Here is a 15,018-nt window from a genome sequence, read left to right as displayed (position 1 = left end):
GCGCGATGTCGCAGGGCGGCAATTCGGTTGCGGCGCGCTCGCCACCTGCCTATATCGATGGCACTTTGAAAAGTACGATGCGCAGCACCGCTCCGGCCGGCTCGACTGGCAAGTTGGGCGATAAGGGCGAAGCCCTCAAGGCCGGACGAAGGGACCTCAGGCCCATCCGCCGGCTGATGCCTTTTGTCTTTAAGTATCCATGGCGCTTGGCGCTGACCATCGGTTTCCTGCTGGTCTCGGCCACATCCTCGCTGGTGATCCCGTCGCTGGCGGGCAGCATTATCGATAAGGGGTTCGTTGAACGGAACCTCTCGATGGTGGGCCAATACGGCATCCTCGCTATCGTCGTGGCGCTGGTGATGGCGTTGGCGAGCGCCGGGCGGTTCTACTACATTTCGATGCTCGGTGAGCGCGTGCTCACGGACTTGCGGCGCAAGGTGTTCGATCACCTGCTGACGCTCGACGCGACGTTCTTCGACCTGCACCGGGTGGGCGAGCTCACCTCGCGCCTCAACGGCGACGTGGCGACGATCCGCGGTGCGATCGGCTCGAGCCTGTCGATCATGCTGCGCGGCGCGGTGACGCTGGTCGGCGCGGTGACGCTGATGTTTCTCACCAGCCCCTATCTGGCGCTGACCATCGTGGTCGTCGGGCCGGCGATCCTCATTCCCGTGCTGCTCTATGCGCGCCGGCTGCGGCGGATGTCGCGGCGCACCCAGGATGCGCTGGCCGACATGTCGGCGATGGCCACCGAGGTGCTGGGCGCCAGCAAGACGATCAAAAGCTTCGTGCAGGAGCCCGAGCAATCACGGCTCTACGGCTCGCATGCCGAGGAATCGTTCGAGGCCGAGGTCAGCCGGCTGGGCGCGCGTGCGGCGCTGCTGGGTGGGCTGTTGTTCCTCTCGACGACTGCGCTTGTGGTGCTGGTGTGGTGGGGCGCCAACGCGGTATTCACCGGCGTCGTCACCGTCGGCGAGCTGGCGCAGTTCATGATCTATGCACTGATGGCCAGCAGCGCGCTGACCAATCTCTCTGAGATCATGGGCCTGCTGCAGACGGTTGCCGGCGCCACCGAACGGCTGGTCGAGATCCTCGACACCGAGCCCGCGATCAAGCCGCCGGCCCATCCGCTGGCGCTGCCGGTCCCGCCGCTTGGCACGGTGGCGTTCGAGGACGTGCGCTTCGCCTACGAGACGCGCGACAGCGCGAAGGTGATCGAGGACATGAGTTTCTCGGTGGCCCACGGCGAGACGGTGGCGCTGGTCGGTGCCTCGGGTGCCGGCAAATCGACGATCTTCGCGCTGGTGCAGCGCTTCTACGACGTCACCGGAGGGCGCATCCTCGTCGATGGCGTCGACGTGCGCGAGGTCGAACCGGCACAGCTGCGTCGCCGCTTCGCCTATGTCGAGCAGGAGCCGACGATCTTTGCCGGCACCATCGCCGACAACATCCGCTTCGGCCGGCCGGAGGCGACGTTCGCCGAGATCGAAGCCGCGTCGAAGGCGGCGCTGGTGCACGACTATGTCAGCGAACTCAGCAATGGCTACGACTCGATCGTCGGCGAGCGCGGGGTGATGCTGTCGGGCGGCCAGAAGCAGCGGCTGGCGATCGCGCGTGCCCTGCTCAAGGATGCGCCGATCCTGTTGCTCGACGAAGCTACGTCGGCACTCGACGCGGAAAGCGAGCGCCTCGTGCAGCTGGCGCTGGAGCGGCTGATGGAGGGGCGGACGACCCTGGTGATCGCGCACCGGCTCGCCACCATCCGCGACGCCGACCGCATCCTGGTGCTCGAAAAGGGCCGGCTGATCGACCAGGGCACGCATACGCAGCTGGTGCGCAAGGGCGGCAAGTACGCTGAGCTGGCGAAGCTGCAGTTTCGCGCTGAGCTGCAGCCGGAAGTGGCGGAGTAGGGCTGCCCCGACCCCTCGCCAGGCTCAACCGTCAGTAAGCTTGAACTCGATCCGCCGGTTCTTGGCGAAGGCTTCCTCGGTGTCGCCGGTATCGATTGGGCGGCTATCACCGAAACCCGCAGCGACGAGGTGCTGGGCTGGAATGCCCTGCTCGACGAAATACTTAGTCACGGCAATGGCGCGGGCGGCCGAGAGTTCCCAGTTCGACGGGAATTCCGGGGTGTTGATCGGGCGCTTGTCGGTGTGGCCGTCGATGCGCAGCACCCAGTTCACGTCGGCCGGAATCTGGCTGATGAGTTCCTTGATCACGGCGGCGAGCTTGGCCATTTCAGTTCGGCCGGCATCCGAGATAGTCGCCTCGCCGGCGCCGAACAGCACCTCGGACTGGAACACGAAGCGGTCGCCGACGATGCGCACGTCGGCGCGGCCCTCGAGCACCTCGCGCAGCTTGCCGAAGAAATCCGAGCGGTAGCGGCTGAGATCCTGCACGCGCTGGGCGAGCGCGAGGTTCAGGCGGCGGCCGAGATCGGCGATCTGGGTGCGGTTCTCGGTGTCGGTGGCTTCGGACGCCTGCAACGCCTCTTCGAGAGCGGCGAGCTGGGTGCGGAGCGCCGCGAGCTGCTGGTTGAGTAGGGCTACCTGTGCCGTCGCCTCGCGCGACATGTCCTCCTGGGCTGTAAGATCGGACTCGAGCTTGGCGATCTGCGCGTCCTTGCCGTCGCCGCCGGCACCGATGCCCGCCAGTTGCGCGGCCAGCTGGTCACGTTCGCCGGTTGCCGAGGAGAGCGTCGCGGTCAGCGTGGCGATGGTGGATTCGAGGTCGCTGGAATTGACCTTCTCGAGCTGCAGCAGCTCGGTCAGCTCGGCGATCTGGGCGTTGAGCCGGCTCATCGCCGTGTCCTTGCCGCTGATTTCCTGGCCGAGGAAGAACTGGCTCAGCATGAACAGCGAGAGCAGGAAGATGATGACGAGCAACAGGCTCGAGAGGGCGTCGACGAAGCCCGGCCAGTAGTTGGTAACCTGCGAGCGGCGAGAGCGCGTGGAGCTTGCCATCAGTTCGGCCGCCGGTCGGATTCACCCTCGCGCAGCATGGCTTCCATCAGTTCGCGGAGCTTCTTGTTGGTTTCGCCCTGCTGGATGATGTGGCCGCGCAGGTCCTCCTGCTCGGCCTTGATGTGCTTGACCAGCCCGTCGATGCCACGCGCCAGCTCCGCCATGGCGCGGATGGCGTTCTGCGACGAGCCGGAGTTCTGCAGGGTGGAGCCGAACTGCGCCAGCATTGCCGACATCTCGTCGCCGGAAACGCCGAGCCCGGTGGCCTGCATCTGGGTGACGGGGTGGTCGAGTTCGGTCATCGAGGTCATCCAATCCTCGAGGTCGGTGTAGAAGGCGTTCTGCGCCTGGCTTGCCTGCAGGTCGAGGAAGCCGAGGATCAGCGAGCCCGAAAGCCCGAGCAGCGAGGCGGAGAACGCCGTGCCCATGCCTCCGAGCGGCGCCGCGAGACCGTCCTTGAGATTGGAGAATAGCGTCGCCGTATCGCCCGCCGTGGCGTCCAGTGCCTGGATGGTCGAGGCGACGTGGGTCACGGTTTCGAGCAAGCCATAGAAGGTGCCGAGCAGGCCAAGGAAGACCAGCAGGCCCGTCAGATAGCGCGAGGTGTCCTTGGCTTCATCGAGGCGGTTGCCGACGGAATCGAGGATCGAGCGCATCGAGGACGGCGTGATCACCGCTTCGCCAAGCCGGTCGCGCAAGAGGTTCGCCACGGGGGCAAGAAGCCGAGGCTGGGTCGCCGGCATGCGGCCCTCCTGCAGCGCGTTCACCCAGTTGATCTCGGGGAACAGCCGGATCACCTGGCGGAAGCTCAAGATGATGCCGATGAAAAGCGTCAGCAGGATCAGCGAGTTGATGAACGGGTTGGCCCAGAAGAAGATCAGCAGCTGGTTGGCGAGGATCGCGGCGACCAGCGCCACCAGCACCAGGAAGATGACGATCTTGACCAGGTAAACCGCGGGACTCGCCAAGCGGTACGGGTCGTAGCTCTGCGACATCTCGCTGCCCCCAGTCGGTAAAATCGTCCCGACAATAGTGCGCTTCGGCGAAGCCACGCAACGGTCGGCCACCGGCAATGCCGGTTAACCCCATGAAATCCCGGCAATGCGACTGGAGGGTGACGGGGCCGTGGCCCCGACGCGGCTTAGTTGACGGCTTTGACGATCTTCAGCAGCTGGCCCTGGATCACTTCGTTGCCGGCGATCACCTGGCCATTCCACACCGAACCGGTGGTCCCGGCATAGTCCGACATCGTACCGCCCGCCTCGCGCACCATCAGTTGGCCCGGTGCCACGTCCCAGGGGGCGAGGCCGGCTTCCCAGTAGCCGTCGAAGCGGCCGGCGGCGAGCCAGGCCAGATCGGTCGAGGCCGAGCCGGTTCGGCGGATGCCGGAGACGGCCGGAACGACCTGCGCCAGTTGCTTCAACTGCAGCAAGTCGAGCGCGCGGCCGCGCGAATTGATGCCGGTGACGACGACGGCGTCGGCGAGGTGCTTGCGGCTGGCGACGCGCAGGCGCTTGCGGTCGTTCAGCCAGGCGCCGCCGCCCTTTTCGGCCGTGAACAGCTCTTCCATCGCCGGGTTGTAGATCACCGAGGCGACGATCTCGTTGTTGCGCTCGAGCGCAATCGCGCAGGCGAACATCGGGATGCCGTGGAGGAAATTTGTGGTGCCATCGAGCGGATCGACGATCCAGCGGTGCTGGCCGTCGGTGCCCTTCACCTCAGTGCCTTCCTCGCCGAGGAAGGAATAGGTCGGGCGGGCCTTCTGCAGCTCGTTGAAGACGATCTCTTCGGCGCGCTTGTCGGCGTTGGAGACGAAATCCGCCGGGCCCTTCACCGAGACCTGCAGGTTCTCGACTTCGCCGAAATCCTTGGCGAGCGAGCGGCCGGCTTTGGTAGCGGCCTGGACCATGACGTTGAGAAGCGCCGAGCGCATTGGGAATACTCCGCGCGAGAAACCGAGGACGTGGGAAGGGCCGCTATGTGCCCGAGAACGCTGTTCAGTTCAAGGGCGTCTCGGGCGGCGTTGCGGTCGCAGGCGCTGGCGCGATGGTGTTGGCGGCCACCTTGGTCGGCGGCACCGACGGCCAGAAGCGGGCGCGCTCCTCGGCACGCGACAGTTCTTCGGGCCGGATCGAGACCAGCAGCTTGTCGAGCATGGGGTCCTTCAACCCCTGCCGGCGGGCGAGGGCACGGTACATGGCGGCATCCTCGAGATTGAGCGTCACGCCCTCGCCAGCGGCGAGCAGCTTGGCATAGCGGTTCTGCGCCACCGGGTTGCCGCCATCGGCCGCGCGAGCGTACCAGCTGGCAGCGGCGGCCCGATCCGCCGGCACGCCTTTGCCCAGATAGAGGATGGTGGCGTATTCGACCTGCGCCGCGGCGAGGCCATCCTCGGCAGCGAGGCGGAGCTGTTCGGCGGCGCCTTTGGGGTCGGGGGCGATGCCGGCGCCCTCGGCCAGCATGCCGGCGTAGTCATAGCGGGCTTCGGTGATGCCGGAATTTGCCGCTTCGCCGATCAGTTGCGCCGCCTTGGTAAGGCTGGGCTCGGCGTAGACGCCTTCGACATGCAGCAGCCCGAGATTGTACTTGGCCGCCATGTTGCCGGCGTCGGCGGCGGTCTTGAACAGATCGGCGGCGTGCTTGCGATCTTTTTCGACGCCACGGCCATTCTGATAGAGCATCGCCAGCTCGAACGTCGCCAGTGCATCGCCGTTCTTGCTGGCCATGCCGTACCAACTGGCGGCGGAGGTGAGGTTTTCGGGGACGCCGAGGCCCTTGGCGTAGATCTCGGCGATCAGCGTCTGGGCGTGCGGATCGCCCTTTTCCGCGCGGGGCAGGGCGAGGTCGAGGGCGGTGAGGAAGAAGCCACGCTGGTAGGCGCCATAGGCCGGGTCGACCTTCTCACCGAAGACGGAGTCACTGATGGTCAATGCGTCCGGAGCCGGCTGGTTCAGGAACTCCTCGGGCACTGGCCCGATCGGCAGTTCCTCCATGCCGAGATTGTCGGGGAACTGCATGTCCTTGGGGCGCAGGTCCTCGAAATCGGTGCGACCGGCCTGGGCCAGTGCAGGCAGCGACAGGCCGGCGAGGAGCAGGGCAAACCCGAGCCGGCGCATCATTTCGCCGGCTCCGTTACCGTGAGCGGCAAGCCGATGAACTCACAGTCACCGGCATTGTAGTTCGCCGGGCCGGCTTCGGGATCTGACAACACGCTCGGGATTTCCATGGTCTCGGCCCACCACTGCGCCATTTCGCGCTCGGCCGGCGATATGGGCCCGGAAAGCGGCCCAAATAGGATGTAGTCGACGCCGGCCTCGCCTTTCAGCATCGCATCGTCGCGCGAGTGGATATCGCCGGCGCCCACGATCATCTTGGGCTTCAGTGCGGCGATGGCCTCCTGCACCGCCTTGACGCCGCCCGGGACGTGCAGTCCGTCGGCGCCCAACAGGCGGACGAGGCCGGGGTCACCCTCGACCAGCACCGCAGCACCTTTGGCCTGCGCAAGCGGCACGATGCGCTTGGCGAGGTCCTTGTACGCATTCTCGGCCAGGTTACCGCGCGGCAGCAGCAGCGCCGCGACCTCGTCGCGCTCGAGCGTCGTGGTGAGCGCTGCGACGAGCTGGTCGGGTGGGGTATCGGTGGGTGCGATGAGGAAGATTTCGGCTGACATGGCGGTGTTATAGCGGCCCCATCGCCGATGTGGAGCCGGATTCTGGCCGCAGCTGGGCAAGCGGTTACCGACGCGAAAAGAAAAGGGGCGCGTGAGCGCCCCGGTCCCCGGAAAAGAAAAGGGCGCGTCACGACGCGCCCCTAGTCGTCGGGAAGCTCTCAGAAGTCAGGCCGCGAGGTCGAGTTCCGGCTTGTACTGGCCGAGCGAGGCCAGCGCATTCATCCTGGCGCGATGAGTGAAGGCGCTCTGCGCGGCGGCGACGTTTTCGTCTTCGCCGTTCCAGGTCAGCAGTGCCGAGGTCTGCAGGGCGCGGCCGTAGGAGAAGGTCAGAGCCCAGGGCAGGCCGCCGATCTTGTTCATGGCCGAGAGGTGTGCGGTGGCTTCCTCGTCGGACTGGCCGCCCGAGAGGAAGGCGATGCCGGGCACCGCTGCGGGCACGAAGCGGCGGAGCGTCTCGACGGTGCGCTGGGCCACTTCCTCGGTGCTGACACGATCGCGCGAACGCAGACCCGGGGTGACCATGTTAGGCTTCAGCAGCATGCCGCTGAGGTCGACCCCGGCGAGGCGCAGTTCCTTGAATACCGCCTCGAGCGTCTCGCCCGTGACTTCCTCGCAGCGCTGGATCGAGTGATCTCCCGGCTCGCCATCGGCCAGAACTTCCGGCTCGACCACCGGCACGATGCCGGCTTCCTGACAGTACATGGCGTAGCGGGCCAGCGCATGGGCGTTGGCACGGATACCGTTGCGGGAGGGGGCATAGGAGGTGATGGCGATGACGCCGCGCCACTTGGCAAAGCCGGCGCCGAGCTTGGCGTAGTGGGAGAGCCGCTGGCGCAGGCCATCGAGGCCTTCGGTGATCTTCTCATCCTTGCTGCCCGGCATGGCCAGCGCGCCGCGATCGACCTTGATGCCGGGGATCACGTCGGTTTCCTCGAACAGCTGGCGGAACGGTGTGCCGTCCTTGGCCTTCTGCTCCAGCGTCTCCTCGGTGAGGATGACGCCCGAAATGTAGTCGGTCATCGCGCCGGTGGAGCGGAACAGCATCTCGCGATAGTCGCGGCGGGTTTCCAGCGTCACCGGCAGGCCGATCAGCGCGAAGCGCTTGGCGATGGTGCCTTCGGATTCGTCGGCGGCGAGGATGCCCTTGCCGCTGGCGACGAGTTTTTTGGCGATTGCATTGAGCGAGGCCATGGGCGGGAGGGTCTCCGTTTCAACGCCCAAATAATGCCCCGCCCCAGGGCCGCCAGTCGATTGGACGTTCAGGTATCAGACGAAGGGTTGAGCGCGGCGTGACCAGCCGCGCCCCGGGATCGTCAGCCCTTGAGCGCCTCGACCCCCGGCAGCGGCTTGCCTTCCATCCATTCGAGGAAGGCGCCGCCGGCGGTGGAGACGTAGGTGAACTGGTCCTTCACGCCGGCATGGGCGAGGGCGGAGACGGTATCGCCGCCGCCTGCCACCGACACCACCTTGCCGGCCTTGGTGCGGTCGGCGACGTAACGCGCGACCTCAACCGTGCCGTGGTCGAAGGGCTGCATCTCGAAGGCGCCCAGCGGGCCGTTCCAAACGACGGTCTTGGCCTCGTCGATGGCGCCCTTGATGCGCTCGATCGAGCCGGGGCCGACATCAAGGATCATGCCCTCGGGATCCATCGAATCGACGCCGTAGTAGCGGTGCGGGGCGTTGGCTTCGAAGTGCCAGGCGACCGTGGCGTCGATCGGCAGGATGATGGCGCAGTGCGCGGCTTCCGCCTTGTCGCGGATGTCGTTGGCGGTCTCGGCCAGGTCCTTCTCGGCCAGCGACTTGCCGACACCGAGCCCGCCGGCATGTAGGAACGTGTTGGCCATGGCGCCGCCGATGACCAGGGCATCGACCTTGTTGAGGAGGTTGCCGAGCAGGTCGAGCTTGGTCGACACCTTGGCACCGCCAACGATGGCGATCACCGGACGTTCGGGGTTGCCGAGGCCCGCCTCGAGCGCTTTGAGTTCGGCCTCCATGGCGCGGCCGGCGGCCGACGGCAGCAGATGGGCGATGGCCTCGGTCGAGGCGTGGGCGCGGTGGGCCGCGGAGAACGCGTCGTTGACGAATATGTCGCCGAGTTCAGCCATGCGTGCGGCGAGTTCGGGGTCGTTTTCTTCCTCGCCGGGGTGGAAGCGCGTGTTCTCGAGCACGAGGATCGAGCCCGGAGGGGCTTCGTCGATCGCCTGCTTGGCCTTGCTGACATCGGTCCAGTCGGTGGCGATGAAGCCGACCGGGTGGCCTGTTTCGTCGGCCACCGATGGCACGACCATCTCGAGCGAGAACTCGGGATCGACCTTGCCCTTGGGGCGGCCGAAATGGCTGAGGATGATCGCCTTGCCGTCCACCTTGATGATCGAGCGGATCGTCGGCACCAGCCGCTCGATGCGGGTGGCGTCCGTTACCTTGCCATCGGCGACCGGCACGTTGAGATCGGCGCGGACCAGCACGCGCTTACCCGAAAGGTCGAAATCGTCGAGGGTCTTGAAAGCCGGCATGGGACGTATCCGCTGCTAAGGAGAGGTGCCGCTGCTATAGCAAGGATTGCAGCAAGGGCAACAGCGGAGGTCAGAGACCGACGAGGCCTGCCAGGGTGCCCGAGAGGGCAAACAGCAGCGCGCCGATGCCGATATGGCACGCCGCGAAGTAGAGGTTGGTGTTGAAGGTGAAGCGGGCGAAGCCCTCGCTCGGCCAGGCCCGCGGGCCGATGCGCCGGCGCAGCGCGCGGTCGGCCAGCACCACGTAAAGCCCGAAGGCGACAAGGGGTATCAGGAACCAGGTCGCATCGTGCCGGGCGCCGAGCGCGACGCTGCCGACGATGTTGGTGACGACCAGAAGTCGTTCGATATCACGCACCGGCTGATCGCTCCGGTTCAGGGATCAACTGATGCGAACGATAGCACGACGACGTAACGCTTTGGCGACCAAAACGTTAACGGTGGATGACAGTTCCTGCTCACAGGCGGCTGAACAGGGTCGGATAGTCCACAACGAAGCCGTTTTCATCCACCGTCAGCACCTGCTCGAAGCTGCCGTCGCTGGACTGGTAGCGGTAATGGGTGGCATCCAGCCGGGTGTAGATTTGCTCGTCGCGAAACGGCTCCAGGCTGTCGAGCGGTACCCAGGCCATGGCGAATTGCTGCGGCACGCCGTCCGCGAACCTGGCGCGGCGGATCGGCAGGGTGTTGGTGAAGGGCGTGCCGGAAATGTCGATGTCGACGCAGCCTTCGAGTGCGGGCGCGCGCTGGCCATTCACCTTCCAGTCGCCGAGACCATCCGACAGCAGCCGCAGGACGCGGCCATCCTGCAGGCGGAGGGTGAGGGAGCGGAAGGTCCAGTCGGTGGCAAGCTGGATGTCGTACTGGGCGCCGTAGGCAAAGCCCTCGAACTCGCCGATCAGCACACTGCGTATGTTGATGCCGTCGTCGGTTTCCCAGACGCGGCAATGCTCGAGCCCGACCTCATCGACTGGTTTCCAGCGGAGGTCGAGCTCGAGAGGCATCGTCGTCAGAGGGTCTTGGCGAACACGGCGGTCATGTCGGCCATGCGGTTCGAGAAGCCCCACTCGTTGTCGTACCAGCCCATGATGTTCACGAAATTGTCGCCGATCACCTTGGTCTGGTCGAGCAGGATGGTGGCGGAATGCGGATCGTGGTTCATGTCGCTGGAGACGTTCGGGTAGTGCGTCACGGTCATGATGCCGTTGAGCGCGCCGTTCGATGCGGCGATCAGCGCGTCGTTGACTTCCTGCACAGTGGTGTTGCGCTTGGCGACGAACTTCAGGTCGACCAGCGAGACATTCGGGGTCGGGACGCGCACCGAGATGCCGTCGAGCTTGCCCTTCAGTTCCGGCAGCACGAGGCCGATGGCCTTGGCGGCGCCGGTCGAGGTCGGGATCTGGCTCAGCGCCGCGGCGCGGCCGCGGTAGAGGTCCTTGTGCATGGTGTCGAGCGTCGGCTGGTCACCGGTATAGGAGTGGATAGTGGTCATCATCCCCTTCTCGATGCCGAGCAGGTCATTCATCACCTTGGCCATCGGCGCGAGGCAGTTGGTCGTGCACGAGCCGTTCGAGATAACGGTGTGCTCCTTGCCCAGCAGCTGGTGATTGATGCCGTAGACCACGGTTAGGTCGGCGCCTTCGCCCGGAGCCGAGATGATCACCTTCTTGGCGCCGGCCGCGAGGTGCGCCGAGGCCTTTTCCTTCGAGGTGAAGAAGCCGGTGCACTCGAGCACGATCTCGACGCCGAGCTCCTTGTGCGGCAGCTGGGCCGGATCCTTGACGGCGGTGACCTTGAATGTCTGGTTGCCGGCGGTGATCACATCGCCTTCGACCTTCACTTCATGAGGGAAGCGGCCGTGCACGCTGTCGAAGCGCAGCAGGTGGGCGTTGGTTTCGACCGGGCCCAGATCGTTGACGGCGACGACCTGGATGTCGTTGCGACCGCTTTCGACGATGGCGCGCAGGATGTTGCGACCGATGCGGCCAAAGCCATTGATTGCGACGCGTACAGCCATGATGGCTCCTTGAGGACTTCTAAGGGAGGAGAAAAGGAGAGCGCGGTGTCTTACAACTGCGCCATGACAGCTTCAACTATGGCTTTGGATGTAATGCCAAAGTGCTCATAGAGGGCCTCGGCCGGCGCGCTGGCGCCGAACGAGTGCATGCCGATGAAGCGGCCTTTGTCGCCAAGCAGCTTCAGCCAGCTCATCTCGATGCCGGCTTCGATCGCCACTTTGGCCTTGGGCTTGCCGATCACGCTGTCGCGGTATTCCTGCGACTGGGCATAGAACAGTTCCTGGCTCGGGACGGAGACGACCTTGGCCGAGATGCCCTGCGCCTTCAGCAGCTCGAGGCTCGCGACAGCGATAGCGACTTCCGAGCCGGTGGCGAAGATCACCGCATCGGCGTTCTTGTCGCCGGCGATGACGTAGGCGCCCTTGGCGGACGGGTTGCCCTCGACCGTTTCGGTGCGCAGCGCCGGCAGGTTCTGGCGGCTGAGTGCGAGGATCGAGGGCTTCTCGGCCTCGATGGCGAGCTGCCAGCATTCGAGCGTTTCGACCGCATCGGCCGGGCGGAAGACCAGGAGACCCGGGATAGCGCGGAGCGTCGACAGGTGTTCCACCGGCTGGTGGGTCGGGCCGTCTTCGCCGAGGCCGATCGAGTCATGGGTCATCACGTAGATGACCTTCTGCTCCATGATGGCCGAGAGGCGGATCGCCGGGCGGGCATAGTCGGTGAACACCAGGAACGTGCCGCCATAGGGGATCAGGCCCTTGTGGAGCGCGATGCCGTTCATCGCCGCAGCCATCTCGTGCTCGCGGATGCCGTAGCGCATGTAGCGGCCGGTGTGGTCGGCGGCAGTGAAGGGCAGGGTCTCGGGCGTGTTGGTGAGGTTCGAGCCGGTGAGATCGGCGGAGCCGCCGATGGTCTCGGGCAGCACCTTGTTGATCACCTCGAGCGCCATCTGGCTCGACTTGCGGGTCGCGACCTTGGGCTTGTCGGCAACGAGCTTGGCCTTGAACGTCTCGATGGTCTCGTTCCAGTTCGCCGGCAGTTTGCCGGCGATGCGGCGCTCGAACTCGGCGCGCAGTTCGGGCTTGGCGGCAGCAAGGCGACCTTCCCAGTCGCCACGGGCGTTCTCGGAACGGGTACCGGCCGCGCGCCAAGCGTTGAGCGTGTGGCTCGGGATTTCGAAGGCGGGATAGTCGATGCCGAGCTTCTGTTTGGCGCCGGCGAGTTCTGCCGCGCCGAGCGGCGAGCCGTGCACCCCGTGCGAGTCCGCCTTGGTGGGCGCGCCGAAGCCGATGATGGTCTTGGCGGCAATCAGGGTCGGCTTGTCCGTCGACTTCTTCGCGTCGAGCAGCGCCTTCTCGACCTGGGCCTGGTCGAGGCCGTCGATCTCGATGGTGTTCCAGCCGCTGGCCTTGAAGCGGGCGATCTGGTCGGTCGAGTCGGCGTTGGAGACGCGGCCGTCGATGGTGATGTTGTTGTTGTCCCAGATCACCACAAGCTTGTTGAGCTTCAGGTGCCCGGCGAGCGAGATGGCTTCCTGCGAGATGCCTTCCATCAGGCAGCCGTCGCCGGCGATGACCCAGGTGTGGTGATCGACGAGGTCGGAACCGAACTCGGCGGCGAGCTTGGCTTCAGCGACGGCGAAGCCGACCGAATTGGCGATACCCTGGCCGAGCGGGCCGGTGGTGGTCTCGATGCCGGGGGCGAAATGGTACTCCGGGTGACCGGCAGTCTTCGACCCAAGCTGGCGGAACTGCTTGATCTGGTCGATCGTCATTTCCTCGTAGCCGAGGAGATAGAGCGATGCGTAAAGCAGCATCGAGCCGTGACCGGCCGAGAGAATGAAACGGTCGCGATCCGGCCACCAGGGGTTCTTCGGATCGAACTTCATCACCTTGGTGAACAGCACCGTCGCGATGTCGGCGACGCCCATCGGCAGGCCGGGGTGACCGGAGTTGGCTTTCTCCACCGCATCCATGGCGAGGGAACGGATGGCATTGGCCATCTCATTGGCTTGGGCGGAGTTGGTCATTACGGGGTGCTCTCGGCTAAGGGGACGAAAGCCCGGAAAACCGGGCGCCTCGAACCCTCCTGCCGAGGCGGGTTGACGCTTAGCAGGTTCCTTTGACCTGTCAATGTCGCCTCCCGGAGGGGGGCGTTGCCACGCCGCGCTAGCTTTGCGCTATAGTGCCAAGTGGAATCGCCCTTTTCCGCGATGGGGGGTCGGGATGGCCGAGCATAACTCCGATGAAGGATACGAAGCCGCCGCCAGCCGGCTCGACAAGGCGTTCGCGCGGCTCGAAGCGAGCGTGCGCAGCCTCAACGGCCGGATGCGGGCGCATAGCCGGATAGAGTCCGACACCCAGAAGCTGGTGAGCGAACGGCAGCGGCTGGCGCAGGAGCTCGACAAGGTCAGCGCCAAGGCCAAGCGGCTCGACGACAGCTCCGCCGAAGTGGCGCGGCGTCTCGTCGTCGCCATGGAGTCGGTCCGCGAAGTGCTGGCGAAAGAGGACAGCTGACATGCCCGAGGTCAATGTCGACATCAACGGCCGCAAATACCGCATGGCCTGCGAGGAGGGCCAGGAGCAGCACCTGCTCGGCCTCGCCGACCGCTTCAACCAGCATATCGACCAGTTCAAGGGCACCTTCGGCGAGATCGGCGATAACCGCCTGACCGTGATGGCAGGCATCGCGGTGCTCGACGAACTGGCCGAAGCCGAACGCCGCATCGCCGACCTCAAGCAGGACGTCGCCAACCTCACCCAGGTGGGCGAGGCGCTGACACATGAAGCTGAGGGGCTGGAGCAGCGTTTCGCCAAGCGGCTCAATGAAGCAGCCCGGAAGATCGAGGCTATCTCCACCGCCATCGACGAGACCGGCGCCGGCGCCTAGTTCTTCCTGACGATGCAGGAGCCACCGGCTGCCTGCAGCCTGGCGCAGAGTGCATCGGCGTCGGCCCGGTTTTCGCGCCCGATCATGGCATAGTGCCTGAGCCGCGGCCCGAAGTTCGGGTTGCGCGCCATCAGCAACATCAGCTTCTCACTGCCCAGCACCTTGGGGTAGGCCGCTTGCACCCGCTCGAAGCGGCGGATGACCACCCCCTGCGAGAAGTTCTGCGCCAACAGCACACCCCACGGCTTCCATTCGCTCGGCTGCCGGTCGAGGCGAGGCACCCGCTCTGCCTCCGCCATCTTCACGCAGGCATCGACGAACGGCTCATCCTTGCCGATGGCGTAGTCGACCTCCGGCGGAGTTTCTGCCAGCCACGCGTCGGGATCGCGGCCGGTGACGATCTCCACGTAGAACCGGGTCTCGGCTGGCAGATAGTTGCCACCTTTCACATAGCCAGAGGCCCGTCCTTCGCCGCCGTTATAGGCGACGGCGGCCAGTCCAAGGTTGCCAAACTTGTCAGCGAGGAAGCGCAGATACTCTGCCGATTTCGCCAGCGCCTCGGTTGGATCGAACGCATTCCGCAGGCCGCGGATCCGGGCGGTCGAGGGGATGAACTGTGCAATCCCCTGCGCGCCGGCGGTGCTCAGAGCAAACGGATCGAACCGGCTCTCCTGCCAGATCAGCCGCGCGAAGTATCCGACCGGCAGCTCCTCGCGCCACGCAAACAGCTGGATCGCCCCGCAGGTGTCGCGAAAGAACTGCTCCTGCCGGATGCAGACGGCGGTCCACGCCGGAGCGGCAGGATCAGCGGCGTAGCAGGATCGGAGCTTGGCCGGTTCGGCGTCGCTCTCGACAGCCCAAGCGGTGCAGCTAAACGCCGCGATAACAATCGCTAGTCCGAGGCCGATCAGTCGTCCGCCGCGCATGCTGCAAAGCTAGGGTGCGCTCGGGGCTGGGGCAAGTCC

At 65.6% G+C, this 15,018-nt stretch carries 15 protein-coding genes; 3 read left to right on the top strand and 12 right to left on the bottom strand.

All coding sequences use genetic code 11. The annotated features are described in order from the left end of the window. Positions 1-77: 77 nt before the first annotated feature. Positions 78-1,910 carry an ABC transporter transmembrane domain-containing protein gene (locus tag AC1DV8_RS08110; protein WP_477157093.1) on the top strand — a complete coding sequence of 611 codons (1,833 nt, stop codon included), beginning with the start codon at positions 78-80 and terminating at the stop codon, positions 1,908-1,910. Between the two features lie 24 nt (positions 1,911-1,934). Here the strand turns inward: AC1DV8_RS08110 and AC1DV8_RS08105 are convergent, their stop codons facing one another. The 11 genes from AC1DV8_RS08105 to tkt form a co-directional block, all read right to left on the bottom strand. Next, the gene (locus AC1DV8_RS08105) at positions 1,935-2,963 is read right to left on the bottom strand and encodes a peptidoglycan -binding protein (protein WP_477157092.1); all 1,029 of its coding nucleotides are present in this window, start codon (positions 2,961-2,963) and stop codon (positions 1,935-1,937) included. Further along, the gene (locus AC1DV8_RS08100) at positions 2,963-3,958 is read right to left on the bottom strand and encodes a flagellar motor protein MotA (protein WP_477149856.1); all 996 of its coding nucleotides are present in this window, start codon (positions 3,956-3,958) and stop codon (positions 2,963-2,965) included. Before AC1DV8_RS08100 ends, AC1DV8_RS08105 begins: the two co-directional genes overlap by 1 nt. A 146-nt stretch (positions 3,959-4,104) precedes the next feature. Beyond that, positions 4,105-4,896, bottom strand: a complete 792-nt coding sequence (locus tag AC1DV8_RS08095; protein ID WP_477149855.1) for an inositol monophosphatase family protein — start codon at positions 4,894-4,896, stop codon at positions 4,105-4,107. 64 nt (positions 4,897-4,960) lie between these two features. Beyond that, positions 4,961-6,082, bottom strand: coding sequence for a tetratricopeptide repeat protein (locus tag AC1DV8_RS08090; RefSeq protein WP_477157091.1), 1,122 nt, complete (start codon positions 6,080-6,082; stop codon positions 4,961-4,963). Beyond that, positions 6,079-6,633 (bottom strand): thiamine phosphate synthase, encoded by a 555-nt coding sequence (locus tag AC1DV8_RS08085; protein WP_477157090.1) that lies wholly within the window; start codon positions 6,631-6,633, stop codon positions 6,079-6,081. The genes AC1DV8_RS08090 and AC1DV8_RS08085 overlap by 4 nt, the downstream gene beginning before the upstream one ends. A 165-nt stretch (positions 6,634-6,798) precedes the next feature. After that, positions 6,799-7,824, bottom strand: a complete 1,026-nt coding sequence (locus AC1DV8_RS08080) for a class I fructose-bisphosphate aldolase (protein ID WP_477149852.1) — start codon at positions 7,822-7,824, stop codon at positions 6,799-6,801. Positions 7,825-7,946: 122 nt separating this feature from the next. Continuing rightward, positions 7,947-9,146 carry a phosphoglycerate kinase gene (locus tag AC1DV8_RS08075; RefSeq protein ID WP_477149851.1) on the bottom strand — a complete coding sequence of 400 codons (1,200 nt, stop codon included), beginning with the start codon at positions 9,144-9,146 and terminating at the stop codon, positions 7,947-7,949. Between the two features lie 70 nt (positions 9,147-9,216). Continuing rightward, entirely contained in the window at positions 9,217-9,504 is a 288-nt protein-coding gene (locus AC1DV8_RS08070; protein WP_477149850.1) for a hypothetical protein, read from the bottom strand. 100 nt (positions 9,505-9,604) lie between these two features. Then, complete coding sequence (locus tag AC1DV8_RS08065; RefSeq protein WP_477157089.1) at positions 9,605-10,150, bottom strand: putative glycolipid-binding domain-containing protein; 546 nt, start codon at positions 10,148-10,150, stop codon at positions 9,605-9,607. A gap of 5 nt (positions 10,151-10,155) precedes the next feature. Next, the gene (gene gap, locus AC1DV8_RS08060) at positions 10,156-11,163 is read right to left on the bottom strand and encodes a type I glyceraldehyde-3-phosphate dehydrogenase (protein ID WP_477157088.1); all 1,008 of its coding nucleotides are present in this window, start codon (positions 11,161-11,163) and stop codon (positions 10,156-10,158) included. A 50-nt stretch (positions 11,164-11,213) separates the two neighbouring features. Continuing rightward, on the bottom strand, positions 11,214-13,193 hold the full coding sequence (tkt, locus tag AC1DV8_RS08055; protein WP_477157087.1) for a transketolase: 1,980 nt from the start codon (positions 13,191-13,193) through the stop codon (positions 11,214-11,216). A gap of 196 nt (positions 13,194-13,389) precedes the next feature. Here tkt and AC1DV8_RS08050 point away from each other — a divergent pair, with 196 nt between their 5' ends. Then, positions 13,390-13,680, top strand: coding sequence for a DUF4164 family protein (locus AC1DV8_RS08050; protein ID WP_477149846.1), 291 nt, complete (start codon positions 13,390-13,392; stop codon positions 13,678-13,680). A gap of 1 nt (position 13,681) precedes the next feature. After that, positions 13,682-14,053: a cell division protein ZapA gene (locus tag AC1DV8_RS08045; RefSeq protein WP_477149845.1), complete on the top strand. Its 372-nt coding sequence runs from the start codon at positions 13,682-13,684 to the stop codon at positions 14,051-14,053. Here the strand turns inward: AC1DV8_RS08045 and AC1DV8_RS08040 are convergent. Next, complete coding sequence (locus AC1DV8_RS08040; RefSeq protein WP_477157086.1) at positions 14,050-14,979, bottom strand: lytic transglycosylase domain-containing protein; 930 nt, start codon at positions 14,977-14,979, stop codon at positions 14,050-14,052. The genes AC1DV8_RS08045 and AC1DV8_RS08040 overlap by 4 nt on opposite strands. Positions 14,980-15,018: the final 39 nt, after the last annotated feature.

Source organism: Devosia sp. P3_B2 (assembly GCF_056402875.1).
Note: the sequence above shows the minus strand (reverse complement) of the source record. Positions and strands in the feature narration are given on the sequence as shown.

Excerpts from the sequence above, each read along its gene's own strand:
- AC1DV8_RS08065 (WP_477157089.1), bottom strand. The coding sequence starts at position 10,150 with ATGCCTCTCGAGCTCGACCTCCGCTGGAAACCAGTCGATGAGGTCGGG.
- AC1DV8_RS08050 (WP_477149846.1), top strand. The coding sequence starts at position 13,390 with ATGGCCGAGCATAACTCCGATGAAGGATACGAAGCCGCCGCCAGCCGG.
- gap (WP_477157088.1), bottom strand. The coding sequence starts at position 11,163 with ATGGCTGTACGCGTCGCAATCAATGGCTTTGGCCGCATCGGTCGCAAC.
- AC1DV8_RS08045 (WP_477149845.1), top strand. The coding sequence starts at position 13,682 with ATGCCCGAGGTCAATGTCGACATCAACGGCCGCAAATACCGCATGGCC.
- AC1DV8_RS08080 (WP_477149852.1), bottom strand. The coding sequence starts at position 7,824 with ATGGCCTCGCTCAATGCAATCGCCAAAAAACTCGTCGCCAGCGGCAAG.
- AC1DV8_RS08085 (WP_477157090.1), bottom strand. The coding sequence starts at position 6,633 with ATGTCAGCCGAAATCTTCCTCATCGCACCCACCGATACCCCACCCGAC.
- tkt (WP_477157087.1), bottom strand. The coding sequence starts at position 13,193 with ATGACCAACTCCGCCCAAGCCAATGAGATGGCCAATGCCATCCGTTCC.
- AC1DV8_RS08090 (WP_477157091.1), bottom strand. The coding sequence starts at position 6,082 with ATGATGCGCCGGCTCGGGTTTGCCCTGCTCCTCGCCGGCCTGTCGCTG.
- AC1DV8_RS08075 (WP_477149851.1), bottom strand. The coding sequence starts at position 9,146 with ATGCCGGCTTTCAAGACCCTCGACGATTTCGACCTTTCGGGTAAGCGC.
- AC1DV8_RS08105 (WP_477157092.1), bottom strand. The coding sequence starts at position 2,963 with ATGGCAAGCTCCACGCGCTCTCGCCGCTCGCAGGTTACCAACTACTGG.
- AC1DV8_RS08095 (WP_477149855.1), bottom strand. The coding sequence starts at position 4,896 with ATGCGCTCGGCGCTTCTCAACGTCATGGTCCAGGCCGCTACCAAAGCC.
- AC1DV8_RS08110 (WP_477157093.1), top strand. The coding sequence starts at position 78 with ATGCGCAGCACCGCTCCGGCCGGCTCGACTGGCAAGTTGGGCGATAAG.
- AC1DV8_RS08100 (WP_477149856.1), bottom strand. The coding sequence starts at position 3,958 with ATGTCGCAGAGCTACGACCCGTACCGCTTGGCGAGTCCCGCGGTTTAC.
- AC1DV8_RS08040 (WP_477157086.1), bottom strand. The coding sequence starts at position 14,979 with ATGCGCGGCGGACGACTGATCGGCCTCGGACTAGCGATTGTTATCGCG.